Source organism: Vibrio sp. 10N.222.51.C5, from assembly GCF_041474575.1.
Lineage (GTDB): Bacteria > Pseudomonadota > Gammaproteobacteria > Enterobacterales > Vibrionaceae > Vibrio > Vibrio crassostreae_C.
Map to the genome: position 1 here is coordinate 1 of NZ_JBFRUJ010000035.1, position 12,507 is coordinate 12,507.

Genomic DNA, 12,507 nt, shown 5'->3' on the forward strand with positions numbered 1-12,507 from the left:
AGATCCTGTCTATGATAGTGGCTATATTGATTGAGAGGGGCGCTTTCTGCGTTCCCTCCAAAGTAAGTAGAGAGACACTATGAAACGTTTAATACTAAACATCACACTCTTGATATTCATTGCACTTGGTAGCTTTAATGCCATGGCTCATGATTCAACGGTTAAGTACGGTATCGCGATATCTCACGATGGTGAGCAAATTGCGTATGGCAAAAGTGGGAGTGGGGATATACAAGGCTTTTTAACAACCGGATATGCCTCATCACTCGTGAGCCAAGGATATACTAAAAGAGCTCGCGACAATCGCGAGCTCTTTTCTTTTTGGAGGCACGAAACCTCCAACCTCAATAAGCGATATTCTACTTGTATCCGTACTCGAGGAAAGTTTTTTGCTCTAAGCTATAAACTGAAGAATGAGTCTTGAGAATCCAAGGGTCAACTAAAGCCGCTCTTTGTTTATCATCCAAAGTTGAAATATATTCGTAAGATTTACGATCTCTCAAAAATGGTTCTTCGGGTAAAACAACGAAAATATCCTTACCGCCAACAAAGTCGGTTAATTTTGACAGTGGGAAGGTTAAAGGTAAGGAAATTGTAGTAACGGTAAAGTGACCTTCAGGTAAAATGCTTTCATAATCTAAGTCATTTAACCAGCTAAAGTAATAAGGTTGAGAGTTCAATGCACAACTTGCGTTTTTGTAACTAATATCTTTAACTTTAAGGTCAAAAATTTCTGCCGCTTTCTCTTGCTTGTGGCAAGCATACATCAAACCAGTTTCCTCATCATAAGGAGCAATCACAAGCTTCTTGGATAGGTCAGAGGCTGAACCAATAACTTTAGTTTTTACTCCGATACCTTTATAAGCGTATGAAACAACGTCGGCTAACTCTCTACGTGATTCAACTAGCGCATCGCTAACTGATTGATGGTCTAACGTATCTACCTTGTTGAATTTGACCAAATTGATCCAACGATACGCGGAGTCAACGTCATTGCGGTTACGTTCAATACCAATTAAGTGAGTCATCCCTTCATCCATAGAAATACGACCTGTCATCATACCTATGAGCTGAAGACTTTGAGCGATGGTTACATCGCTATTAATAAGTACGTCTGCAGAACGATTTCTATCAAAGTCATTAAAGCCAGCAACCTTTACGCTGTTAGTAACAGCGGCAACATGTGAAGCATCACTGTTTTTGTTAGTTAACAAATACTCTGAGGTAGTTGTGACATTATCAATAGATGTTTGAGCTTTATCCTGAGTGCTTGCGCAGCCAGTCAAAATTGTAGAAGCCAAGATTGTAGCTGTCGAATATTTCAGCGTAAGTTTCATGTCAATCTTCCTATTGATTTCATTAATATATTCTCCTTTTATCTCACTATATTTACTATTCCATCAAGTATTTTTCTTATAACACTTGAGATAGTTGGTTTGCTCTCTAACCAACCAGCAATTGGCGGTGATATTAAATAATAAGCTTTAACGAAGGATCGCCCGAAAGAGTTAGTTTGCAGCTTTGTATCTCGGAACTTGCGAAGCTCTCGGACCTGATCACAACATGGATCTCCATAAACAGAAGTAGCTATGAAGCAATTGCTGAAAGTTTTAACTGTCGCTGCACAATATGGGCATACTGACTTTTCTGGCTTACCGCGATAGGTGATCATTCTTGGAACAATTTTTTTATGGCAACTAGGACAATTTATTCGATCATCTTGTCTAGTATTATGACGATAACTAGCAACCTTCGACGTAATCTTTACATCTATGGCTCGAGGACCTTTGTTACCTGGCTTACTGTTGAATGAAACCTTGTCTCCATTCGATGGTAAATCCGCACCTTGAATCGATCGAACGTTAAAGTAATGGTCTTGACCATTATCCGAAGTTATAAAACCATATCCTTTATCTTGGCTGAACCATTTTACTGTACCTTCCAAGGAACCTTCCTTATTGATTTAAAATGAACGATGATTACTATATCAAAGTATTGGTTATAACTGATTGATTGTTATCACAAATGTTTTGGTCTTGCAAAGCACTAATTATACTCGCGCTCAATCAAAGCCCGCACTGCCTAGCGTCTAAGATATGAACTTTATAAATTGCCTAAAGTTTCCATATAGCTTCGGCGGATTCTGAACAATACGATTTTCAACCTGATCAAACCCAAATGAGCATGGTCTTACTCTCTTTCATCGGATTAGAAGTAGTGGGAAAAATGCACGGACTAACTTGGCTTAGGGCTTTAACTCTAAGCCATATTGGGGCAGAAATAAGTTGGTTAAGTTACCAAGCACGGGAGAGGTATTTATCTAAATCACCCTTGACCTGTCTACAACTTCACAGGGAACACTTTCTGTGTTCCTTCTAAAGTAAGTAGAGAGACACTATGAAACGTTTAATTCTAAACATCACACTCTTGGTATTCATGGCGCTTGGTAGCTTTAATGCCATGGCTCAGGATTCAATGGTTAAGTATGGTATTGCGATATCTCACGATGGTGAGCAAATTGCGTATGGCAAAAGTGGGAGTGGGGATACGGTACTGATCTTCATTCACGGTTGGAGTTTAGACAGCAGGCTTTGGCAAAACCAAGTGAGTGAGGGCTTTTAACGTGCAGTACAGATCCTGAAACGACTAGGGCAGATGTACGTGAGAATAGGCTGATAATCCCCTCCTAACCTCCCCTTGGTTTACATCTCCAATTTCTTGTTGGTAGCGGGAAAGGGGAGGAACTGAATACAGATCGCTACATGTGCAGCGCCAAAGAATGTTCTCCCCCTCGGACGTATATCTAATGAGATCGGTGAACTCCATTTGAGGGGGAGCTAGAGGGGGGAGGTTTGGGTTTAATTGAACCGTTCCACGGAATTTCATTAACTGCGACAAGTCTGTGACTTTGTTTTACTTATTATTCAATCCAACTGGCACAGACCTGATTTGTACATCATCGTCAGCGACAAATAATAATCTCCAATGAATTTATCAAAGAAGTAAAAGCTCCCTGAATACTTATCAATCCCAAAAAATAACATTCTAAAAATGATCGTGTAACAATTTGTTAACGAGTTGTATTGTCTCTGTGTTCTTTGTCTTAGTTGCATATCGTTACCAAGCTCAGAACATACCATTATTTTTGAGGATCTGAATATGAACGGAAAACTAATAGCGGCTTTATCGTTAAAACTTAAGAAGCAAGATATCTCTAGCCAACCTCCAAGACTGGTACGCTCAAATGCTGCTTTTGAACCGAATCCAGCCCCGTCAGAACACCACAAAAAAGAGTCTCGCTAATTAGCTTGCTCCCTCTTAATAAGGCACTCGAGAGAGTGTCTTATTGAAGATGTGTGCTGAGGAAAGGAATGGTTTATGAATAATATACAAAACAGTCTCTATAGTTTATTTGACACCCAAGGTGTGAGTCTTTCAAAAGAATACAAGGATTGCATTGAGAAATATTTAGTATCTGATTTGTCTTTCACTTCTGAGATGATGAATGGTTTGGCTCGAACTATTTTTCAAAATAAAAAGATGATGGCTTACTACCTTTTACACAATGCAATCGATGAGGCTAAAGGTGCGGCAAGGTTACGAATGATCGCAGAGCGGTATGCAGATGATGAATTAAGGCCGCTTATGTTGCGTCATTATAACGATGAGATGAATCATTCTACGTTGTTTGCCAGCCTTATCCCTTTTACTGGGTACGAGACAGAAACGCATGAACATGAAGTTCAATATGAGTTAGATAAAGTCATGAACTTTGACGATGAGCTTAAGACATTCCTGTTTAGGGTTCACTCTATTGAAATACGTTCATGGCGTTTACTGTTACTGCATTTGGCGATCATCGATGAGTCTGACGATGATTACATGAAACAAATGCGTCCAACGATTCAAAAAATCTTAGAAGATGAAATGCAGCATGTGTGTTACACCGGGAAATATGTCAGTCGTTGGTTACATGCTGAGCCACACTTAAGCAAAGTTTTTGTTGAGTGCATTACCCACACGAATAAAGAAACATGGGAAGACCTCTCTTCGATGGCTTTATTCATGCGCGATCATATTCATGATTTTCTTTTAGAATCGGCGGTTTAAATGACTCTCTGGCTTAGGCTTTTAACATCGCGGAGCTCATTCGCGATGTTGGTTATCATCGCTATCGCGTCAGTGATAGCGAATACTGGATGGCGAGTCGTGATGAATAACTTCGCTGTCGACACTGTTGGTATGACCGGGGCTGATGTGGGTGTATTGCAGAGTGTCAGGGAAATCCCAGGCTTGCTCTCATTTACCGTTTTGTTTCTGTTGTTCATCGCTTCAGAACAAAGAGTCGCTGTACTGTCGGTTGCAATATTAGGGCTAGGCGTTGCCGTGACGGGGTATCTGCCTTCGATTTATGGCTTCTATTTCAGCACGACGATCATGTCTATTGGTTTCCATTATTTAGAAGCGGTGAACAAATCACTCTCAACACAGTTGTTAGCGACTGAGAACTTTAGTGAATCAATGGGAAAGATTCGCTCTGCCGCCTCTTTCTTCTCGATGGTGACTTTTCTATGCATTATGGTCGCGAGCTATCTTTTTGACGTTTCAGATAAGGCTATTTTCTTTACTTGTGGATCAATATGTTTCTGGCTAGCGGTGTACTTGGTCACGTTTAAAAATACTCATACAGAGGTTAAACAACACACTAAACTCATTGTCCGACGTGAATACACGACCTATTACATTCTTACCTTTTTGAGTGGAGCAAGAAGACAGATCTTTGTGGCATTTGCTGGCTTACTGATGGTGACCAAGTTCCACTATACGATTGCGATGATGGCCGCTTTATTTATGGTATCCAGCTTAGCAGCAACTCTTGCTCTACCTTATGTTGGGAGATTTATCGACCGAGTCGGAGAGAGGCTAGCTTTGATCATTGAGTATGCCGCGTTAGTGTTGGTGTTCCTATCTTACGCATTTGTGGATGATCATTATGCGGCAGCGGGGTTGTATGTTGTCGACAGTATCATTTTTAGTTTTGCGATCGCTTTGAACACCTACTTTAAAAAGACAATTCGGGAAGATGAAGTGGCTTCAACGGCGAGTTTGTCATTCACCATCAACCATATTGCAGCGGTGTTCCTACCATTTCTGTTGGGAATCATCTGGATGTCTGGTTATCAATGGGTGTTTGTTTCTGGAGCAGTGATTGCTTTGATTAGTCTGTTGGTTTCGTTGACTATGGGAACGCAGCTTCATCAGCGAATTAATGGATTCGATAAGCTACAGAAACAATAGCGACACTCATTTATCTCACTGGTTTGATAGATAAAACAAGGCCTCGCGATTGCGAGGCCTTTTTGCGTTCTTACTAAAACTAAATATTAATCGAGCTTAACGAAAACTCGGGATAATCGCTGGTATGCCCGGTAGAAGGCCAACCAGCGCCATTACACCACTTAGCACAATAAACATAATGCCAGGCAATACCCAGCGGCTCATTTTACTCAGTTCACTACTACGTTCTTTACAACCGACTAAGCCTAAGTTATCTAACAGCATGGTGAGAGCCCAGCCAAATGCAGGGTTAACGAGCGCTGAAGAAAATACAACAATCGCTGCCGACTGTGTGGTTTTTCCTTCACGCGTCATTTCCATTCCAGCTTCTAGCAATGGAACAAATACCCCAACAATCAGCGCCACACACAGTACAGGTTGCCAGATAGCTAAATCCATCGGGTAGCCCCAAACAGCAGCGATAATACAGAACAGAGCTGTGAGCAGCGCGCCGGCAGGAATAGGGCGTTTAGCAATCGCCGCCGGTACGATATAAGTCCCCCATGAAGACGTAAAGTTAGTACCGCCAAGCAGAGAACCGAACGTTTGACGAATTGATGCCGTGGTCATGGTGTCGTCGATGTTCATGTGTACTTTTTCGGTACGTTCTGGGTAGCTGATCTTTTGGAATACTTGATGCCCTAAGAAATCCGGTGACCACATCGCTACGGCTAGAATCGCAAACGGCAATACCACCATGAAGTGTTCAATCGTCGGTAGGCCTAGCATCCAACCTGTATTTTCTCCCCACCAATACATAGGGTTCATGTTGGGCAAGCCTGGCTCAGTGTGGAAAGCAAATGGGGCGCCCATGGCAAATGCAATCGTACCACCCAACAAGCAGCTAAGAGGTACTGCTAACCAACGTTTGCGGAAGTGTTCCAGTAGCGCGTACAAGATAATGGTGCAAAAGATCACCACAAACGCGATGTGGCTCATACCGACTCCTTCAGCCCAAGCGAAAAGTTTTTTCACTTGAGAGGCGGTTCCAACAAAGCCGAGGTAGAGCAATAAGCCGCCACACACGCCTTTACTGGTGAGGTTGGCCAACATGCTGCCACCTTTACTGATGGCTAAGATGAGGCCAAAAGCGCCAATCAACAGGCCAAACGCCATCGGGTGTCCACCTGCTGCAACCACAATCGGAATCAAAGGGATAAGTGGGCCGTGGGTCCCTGCGAGGTTAGCCGTTGGTAGTAAGAAGCCAGAGAAAAGGATGATGAAAACTGAGGCGATGAGGAGTTCATAACGAACGTTTTCTAGAATGAAGTCTTCATTTAATCCGAGAGCCCCAGCAAAGGTGGCTGCAATCGCGCCCACCATAACCACTTTACCAATGGTCGCCGCCATCGCTGGGATGGTGTCTTCTATCTCAAATCGATAATCTTTAAACGGCAAATTTGGACGCCAGCGCTTAGGCGACATGATTTGCAATTCGTGTTCTAGATACTGTTCTCGGGATTCAAACTCTGAGCTTGGTTTATGTTGTTGTTCATAGGTGAGTTCATCCTCATTGGCTTGAGGCTTCTCTGTTTGTATATGTGCGGACTCTAAAGTAGTGCTCATTTTGATTCCTTTCGTTCACACTCTTAGGTGTGTTATTCCAACAAACGTTGTTGACTCACGGTATGAAGTGCAAACAATGCGTCAACTTATAATTAAAAACTCATTAACATTTAGTTGTTAGTACCTTATACCAAACCAAAAAAAACAAATAGACTCAGTCGGTTAGACATTAGTCGTAGAGTCGGACGACTAGTATTAGACCCTGTAGATAGTATGTGTCTGGTTATTTGTAGTCCCTTAATTTCTCCCACGTTCTGCACTTGATAGTGATAGAATCTCCGCATTAGAGTTATCGAGAAACTAGGTATTTATAAACAATGTTTATCCATCACGTAAATGGCATCGACTGGCTGGTAATTACAGCCTTTGAAGAACTGAAAACTATGTTTATCGAAGATGCAGGCCCAATCCCAGCTTGCTTTTCTACCGCCAGCGAGTTGAGCCTGATTGATCAAGCCAAACGCAGTTATGGATTTTTGCCTAAACTCCGCGGTGTGATCACCGATACCGGCACTTTTCAAAGTAGAGATATTGAAGAAGATTTGAACCCACAGCTTGCGTGTATCATTGAAGGGGGTGGTCGGGTTTTTATCTATCACGGCGACTACGTGGCTTTTGTCGATGACGAGCAAACCTTCATTACCCGTATGGACTGAGAGTGATTCAGTGAGTTGAGATCGGCGAATTGGTAAATCGGCGAGTTAGCCCACCTAGAATTTAAAACTAAAGGATTAATATGATGGCAAAAACGATCTCATTGGTACTTGGCAGTGGTGGCGCAAGAGGCTTGGTTCACGTTGGAGTCATCCGCTGGTTAATTGAGCATGGCTATCAGATAAAATCCATTTCTGGCTGTTCAATTGGCGCACTTATCGGTGGTGTCTACGCTGCGGGCAAGTTGGATGAATTTGAAGAGTGGGTCACCAGTATCGATCAAGGTGATATGGCGATGTTGTTGGACTTTTCATGGCAGTCGAGTGGTATGTTCAAAGGGGACAAGATCATCGACACTCTGCGTGGACTGATCGGCGAGATTTCAATTGAAGATCTGCCCATCCCTTATACCGCAGTTGCCGCTAACGTCGCCGATGAAAAAGAGGTTTGGCTGCAATCAGGTTCTCTGTTTGATGCCATTCGCGCCTCTATCTCTTTGCCACTGTTCTTGACCCCTCACGTTATCAATGGAGAAGTGCTGATTGATGGCGGCGTTCTTAATCCCGTACCGATTGCGCCTACCTTTGGTGATAATACAGACTTTACACTGGCTGTGAATTTAGGTGGTGAACCTGAAATGGTTAAACAGGAAGTGATACCGGTTTCCCTGCCAACAAAAGAGAGCAACCTGCATGAGAAGGTTGTGCATTTTATCGATAACCTCGGTAGCAGTGTAAAAAGCAAAATGAGCTTCAACTTTGCTTTTTACGATATTGCCAACCAAGCATTTGATGCGATGCAATCGACCATTGCTCGCCAAAAGTTGGCCGCTTACCCCGCCGATATCACGCTTGAGATCCCACGCAATGCTTGTGGCACCCTAGAGTTTGATCGCTCACAAGAGATGATCGACAGAGGCTACCACTTAGCACAGGCTAAACTGGGCAATCGACTTTAATGTATTTGCTGCTGAATGAGGGTAACTATGGAAACTGAACTCAAACTATCTGAACTCAAAGAATTGGTCACAACAAAAGATGTCATCGTGCTCACCAGCATAGAAGAGCCTGCTGTATCTTGGTTGATAGATTGCTATCAAGAGAATGCTGATATCCAAATTATCGAGAACGCACACCAACTAGATACTGAAGCGATTTTGCGGCAATGCAGAAGCAGCCTTAACGAAAGTAAAAAGGTCATCCTTACAGCGCAGTTTCGTAGTCAACTGCCTATCATCAATATCGCTTCACTGTGTAATGAGCAGCGCAAATCATTGATCAATATTGAGCTATCAGGCTGGGATGAAGACAAACGCGTTCCTCATTCTTACAGTAGTTTTTAGCTTATATTTGTTGCTAGGTAACTGCAGTTTTTAGGTAACCGACAGCGTCTCTATAACCAGAGCAGTTCAACACAAGGTTGATCAAAGCGGTTAAGTCAGTGTCCGGAATTTGTTGACCACTACAGGGTGGTTGTATCGAATCAGGAGTAGAAAAGTCTCTTGAGATTTTACTTGTCTAAATTGTGCTTAATTATTTGTTCCACCACACCATTCATCGTCCTTGAGCTAATCTCCGGTTTCAAATACAAGGAATGATACTCAACTCCTGTTCGGTCTATATAGGCTGCTTGTAAGCCAGCGGATAGCGCACCATGAGTGTCCCAATCATGAGTAGCGACAAGACGAAGGTTTTCGACAGGCTCTTTTAAAGTTTCGGCTGCAAAGTTATACACATCTGAATTGGGTTTGAAACTGCCTGTTTCTTCAACGGAAATGACGGTGTCGAAATAATCTTCTAAGCCTGAGTTCTTGATTTGAGAAGTGATGAGATCGAGGGATGAGTTGGAAAAAGCGACGGTTTTAAACCCGTTCTCGCGCAATTTGAGCAAAGACGCTTTGATATCTGTGTGCGGTGGTAGATTGGCAAAAGAAGTTAACAAGGCACCTTTGCTTTCCGCCGTTAAATCACACTTGTACCGTTGTGCAATAGCGTTGAGCGCTGCATTCGCTAATTCAGAAAAAGTAGATTTTACGTTTGTTGCGATGCAAACCGTTGAAGAGTGTAAAAGCTTTGAAAACCAAAGTGATAATGCATCCTCCTTTCCAAACACCGCTTTAAATTTAGGCTGTAATGACTCCAAATTTAAAACCGTTTCGTTTATATCAAACAGTATCACTTCTTTTTTCATGCGAAGAACCCAGATTTAATTGAATTTCATGCTTACATAATCTGCTCTGACGATACGGTTTTCAACCTCGATTTAAGTAACTTGAGCTTTGCTCTCTAATTTGAAAAGGGGGCTGGAATACGTCAGCGACAACCCTTCAACTCAAATCTGGCGTTGCTTCATCGGTATCATGCAACGCCAAATCTGAAATGATTTATTTGGATTATTTAGCTTAATTTGCGGCTTCTATGGTGCCTTTGAAAGTGCTGTCTAAAAAGTCATTGATCTCTTGTGAGTGGTAAATTGAGATGATCTTTTTATACGTTTCATTATTTTTGTCTTCTTCTCGCGCCGCAACAACCATCACTGCTAAAGGTGCGTCTTTTTTCTCTAAGTAAATGCCTTGTTTCTTAGGATCGAGTCCAGCCGACATTACATAGTTCATGGTGATTGCAGCAGCATCTACATCGTCAAGAGAGCGGGGTAACTGCGCGGCATCCACTTCAACAAATCGAATGTTCTTCGGGTTGCTAACAATATCGTTTAAAGATGCGTTGAAACCAGCGTTGTCTTTTAATGAAATCAGCCCGGCATCTTCAAGCAGTAATAGTCCACGCCCGCCATTCGTTGGGTCGTTTGGAATCGCGATTCGTGCGTTATCAGGGATAGAGTCAAGCGAAGTGTACTTGTTAGAGTAAACGCCCATACGCATCAAAATTGAACGTCCGATAGAAACTAACTGGCTATCGTGATTGGCATTAAAGTTATCGAGGAATGGCTGATGCTGGTAACTGTTCAGTTGGATACTTCCATCATCTAATGCTGCGTTAGGGGTGATGTAGTCTGAGAATTCAACTAGCTCAATGTTAATCCCTTGCTTTGCTGCTTCTTTGGCGACTGCCTGTACAACTTGTGCATGTGGGCCAACTGTCGCCCCAATCTTGATGACAGCCTCGTCTTTTTTTCCACATCCTGTTACACCGAATACGAAAGCTAATGCCAACAGGGATGCTGTGATTTTTTTGTAGCTGTTCATGATAACTCCATTTAATAAATAAAAGACATGTAGACGTCTAGCTATCTATATTATCTATTTGCGCGATCGGGTCAATAGGTTTGTTTGAAGCGAAGTTACATTGATGAGCGGTTAAGTCAGTGAATCAACGAGGCTTCTGTACGTGAGACTCGACCGACAATCCCCTTCTAACCCCCTTGGTTTACATCTCAAACCTATTGTTGGTAATGGGAAAAGGGAGGAACTGATTACCGACCAACAAAGGCCTCGCGAGTGCGAGGCCTTTTGGGTTTTGTAGGGAATAGGGCAGTCACTCGGAATCTAAAGAAAACGGGTTCAGTAAAGCTAACTATTAAGAAAGCTTTTGGTTAAAGAACTCAAGTGTACGTTTCCAAGCTAACTCTGCTTCTTCTTCAGCATAGCGGCCAGTTGAATCGTTATGGAAGCCATGGTTCACGCCGTCATAGATGTAAGCTGTGTAGTCTGCTTCGTTCTCTTTGAGTTCGGCTTCATAATCTGGCCAAGTCGCATTCACGCGTTTATCGATTCCCGCAAATTGGATGAGCAAGGGGCCTTTTACATTTTTTCTTAAATCTGGTGCGGCAGGAGTACCATAAAATGGAACGCCTGCATCGAGTTGCTCTGGCATGACAGCGGCCAACATATTCACGATATAGCCACCGAAGCAGAAACCGACTGCGCCTAGCTTACCGTTACTTTTTTCATGGGACTTCAAGAAGTTTGCCGCTGCGATAAAGTCTTCTTCGATTTTCTCTTTTGATAGCGACTTCTGCATCGTTCGACCTTCATCATCATTACCTGGATACCCGCCAAGCGAATAGAGTGCATCAGGTGCAAACGCAATAAACCCCGCCGCTGCGAGTCGTCTTGCCACATCCTTTATGTATGGATTGAGGCCTCTATTTTCATGAATGACCAATACAACAGGCGCATTGCCCTCTAACTCTTTGGGTACAACCAAGTAACCATAGCCTTCGCCGTGTCCTTTAGGTGAAGGAAACTTCTCGTAGGTTGCTTTGATGGAAGGGTCATTGAAAGAGACTTGCTCTGCCTGCGCATAATTAGGAATCAGTGCAGAAGTTAGCGTCGTCATGGTTAAGCCAAGTACAGCTAGCCCAGATAGACGAGCCATAAACTCTCTGCGATCAATCAGGCCGTGTGCATATTCGTCGTACCAATCAAATGCTTCTTGAGGGATAGATCGAGTCGGCGTTGATTGAGATTCGGTATTTGGATTCATAACTTTTCCTTGTTGTGAGTTGTTTGACCAATCAACTATAGTGGAAAATTTGATATAACTGAACGATCGCTCAATAACTTTTGAGCTATTTGTTATATCAAAGTACAAAAACTAGATGACAGTCCGATAAAACGATCACTTCGAATCGATTTCCATCGCTTTGGTTTGTTTTACGGAGCAATTCAATACAAGGTTGATTTGAGGGTTAAGTCAGTGAAGTCGGGTGTGATGATTGTTTGTTTTTAGGGAGGCTCTAAATCGAAGTTGGGCACATTAGAGCTAGGCTTATTTTCCGCAGACATGGACAAGTAAGTTTCAATGCAAAACGCTTGATTTTACTCTGGTATAATCTTTCTCATAGGGACGACCTTAGCGTTATCAGAACCTTCTTGATGAGAGATAAAATAGATGTTGAAACTTCTGCGTCAGATAAAAAAATGGAAACTTGTAACGTTTGGCTTACTGATGCTCATTGCCGCTTTTTTTAGGTTCATCGCGGATTAGC

At 42.6% G+C, this 12,507-nt stretch carries 12 protein-coding genes and 2 pseudogenes; 8 read left to right on the forward strand and 6 right to left on the reverse strand.

The genetic code is table 11. The annotated features are described in order from the left end of the window. Positions 1–79: 79 nt before the first annotated feature. Positions 80–233, forward strand: a pseudogene (locus AB4558_RS11905) (alpha/beta hydrolase); the annotation flags it as partial. Between the two features lie 126 nt (positions 234–359). On the opposite strand, the gene AB4558_RS11910 reads toward AB4558_RS11905, so the two are convergent. Both AB4558_RS11910 and AB4558_RS11915 read right to left on the reverse strand, forming a co-directional pair. After that, positions 360–1,337: a hypothetical protein gene (locus AB4558_RS11910; RefSeq protein ID WP_136974810.1), complete on the reverse strand. Its 978-nt coding sequence runs from the start codon at positions 1,335–1,337 to the stop codon at positions 360–362. A 38-nt stretch (positions 1,338–1,375) separates the two neighbouring features. Then, complete coding sequence (locus AB4558_RS11915; protein ID WP_136974809.1) at positions 1,376–1,945, reverse strand: cold-shock protein; 570 nt, start codon at positions 1,943–1,945, stop codon at positions 1,376–1,378. A gap of 452 nt (positions 1,946–2,397) precedes the next feature. Here AB4558_RS11915 and AB4558_RS11920 point away from each other — a divergent pair. The 4 genes and pseudogenes from AB4558_RS11920 to AB4558_RS11935 all read left to right on the forward strand — a co-directional run. Next, positions 2,398–2,613: pseudogene (locus AB4558_RS11920) on the forward strand (alpha/beta fold hydrolase); the annotation flags it as partial. A gap of 546 nt (positions 2,614–3,159) precedes the next feature. After that, entirely contained in the window at positions 3,160–3,303 is a 144-nt protein-coding gene (locus AB4558_RS11925) for a hypothetical protein (RefSeq protein WP_157938615.1), read from the forward strand. A 75-nt stretch (positions 3,304–3,378) separates the two neighbouring features. Next, complete coding sequence (locus AB4558_RS11930) at positions 3,379–4,110, forward strand: GTPase (RefSeq protein WP_065583531.1); 732 nt, start codon at positions 3,379–3,381, stop codon at positions 4,108–4,110. Between the two features lie 45 nt (positions 4,111–4,155). Continuing rightward, entirely contained in the window at positions 4,156–5,298 is a 1,143-nt protein-coding gene (locus AB4558_RS11935; RefSeq protein ID WP_372073973.1) for an MFS transporter, read from the forward strand. A gap of 96 nt (positions 5,299–5,394) precedes the next feature. Here the strand turns inward: AB4558_RS11935 and AB4558_RS11940 are convergent, their stop codons facing one another. Continuing rightward, positions 5,395–6,903, reverse strand: coding sequence for a DUF3360 domain-containing protein (locus AB4558_RS11940; RefSeq protein ID WP_372073975.1), 1,509 nt, complete (start codon positions 6,901–6,903; stop codon positions 5,395–5,397). A gap of 317 nt (positions 6,904–7,220) precedes the next feature. Here AB4558_RS11940 and AB4558_RS11945 point away from each other — a divergent pair, with 317 nt between their 5' ends. The 3 genes from AB4558_RS11945 to AB4558_RS11955 all read left to right on the forward strand — a co-directional run bounded on the left by AB4558_RS11945 (position 7,221) and on the right by AB4558_RS11955 (position 8,899). Next, positions 7,221–7,559, forward strand: a complete 339-nt coding sequence (locus tag AB4558_RS11945; RefSeq protein WP_372158832.1) for a cytosolic protein — start codon at positions 7,221–7,223, stop codon at positions 7,557–7,559. Positions 7,560–7,642: 83 nt separating this feature from the next. Continuing rightward, entirely contained in the window at positions 7,643–8,515 is an 873-nt protein-coding gene (locus tag AB4558_RS11950) for a patatin-like phospholipase family protein (protein ID WP_017070388.1), read from the forward strand. A gap of 15 nt (positions 8,516–8,530) precedes the next feature. After that, positions 8,531–8,899 carry a hypothetical protein gene (locus tag AB4558_RS11955; protein ID WP_032546992.1) on the forward strand — a complete coding sequence of 123 codons (369 nt, stop codon included), beginning with the start codon at positions 8,531–8,533 and terminating at the stop codon, positions 8,897–8,899. A gap of 167 nt (positions 8,900–9,066) precedes the next feature. Here the strand turns inward: AB4558_RS11955 and AB4558_RS11960 are convergent, their stop codons facing one another. From AB4558_RS11960 to AB4558_RS11970, 3 genes are all read right to left on the reverse strand, one after another. After that, entirely contained in the window at positions 9,067–9,747 is a 681-nt protein-coding gene (locus AB4558_RS11960; RefSeq protein ID WP_017065459.1) for a haloacid dehalogenase type II, read from the reverse strand. 211 nt (positions 9,748–9,958) lie between these two features. Continuing rightward, a complete protein-coding gene (locus AB4558_RS11965; protein ID WP_372073979.1) occupies positions 9,959–10,762 on the reverse strand; it encodes a MetQ/NlpA family ABC transporter substrate-binding protein in 804 nt (267 codons plus the stop codon). Positions 10,763–11,093: 331 nt separating this feature from the next. Then, entirely contained in the window at positions 11,094–12,002 is a 909-nt protein-coding gene (locus tag AB4558_RS11970) for a dienelactone hydrolase family protein (RefSeq protein WP_017059076.1), read from the reverse strand. Between the last annotated feature and the right edge of the window lie 505 nt (positions 12,003–12,507).

Excerpts from the sequence above, each read along its gene's own strand:
- AB4558_RS11910 (WP_136974810.1), bottom strand. The coding sequence starts at position 1,337 with ATGAAACTTACGCTGAAATATTCGACAGCTACAATCTTGGCTTCTACA.
- AB4558_RS11925 (WP_157938615.1), top strand. The coding sequence starts at position 3,160 with ATGAACGGAAAACTAATAGCGGCTTTATCGTTAAAACTTAAGAAGCAA.
- AB4558_RS11930 (WP_065583531.1), top strand. The coding sequence starts at position 3,379 with ATGAATAATATACAAAACAGTCTCTATAGTTTATTTGACACCCAAGGT.
- AB4558_RS11935 (WP_372073973.1), top strand. The coding sequence starts at position 4,156 with ATGTTGGTTATCATCGCTATCGCGTCAGTGATAGCGAATACTGGATGG.
- AB4558_RS11940 (WP_372073975.1), bottom strand. The coding sequence starts at position 6,903 with ATGAGCACTACTTTAGAGTCCGCACATATACAAACAGAGAAGCCTCAA.
- AB4558_RS11945 (WP_372158832.1), top strand. The coding sequence starts at position 7,221 with ATGTTTATCCATCACGTAAATGGCATCGACTGGCTGGTAATTACAGCC.
- AB4558_RS11950 (WP_017070388.1), top strand. The coding sequence starts at position 7,643 with ATGGCAAAAACGATCTCATTGGTACTTGGCAGTGGTGGCGCAAGAGGC.
- AB4558_RS11955 (WP_032546992.1), top strand. The coding sequence starts at position 8,531 with ATGAGGGTAACTATGGAAACTGAACTCAAACTATCTGAACTCAAAGAA.
- AB4558_RS11960 (WP_017065459.1), bottom strand. The coding sequence starts at position 9,747 with ATGAAAAAAGAAGTGATACTGTTTGATATAAACGAAACGGTTTTAAAT.
- AB4558_RS11965 (WP_372073979.1), bottom strand. The coding sequence starts at position 10,762 with ATGAACAGCTACAAAAAAATCACAGCATCCCTGTTGGCATTAGCTTTC.
- AB4558_RS11970 (WP_017059076.1), bottom strand. The coding sequence starts at position 12,002 with ATGAATCCAAATACCGAATCTCAATCAACGCCGACTCGATCTATCCCT.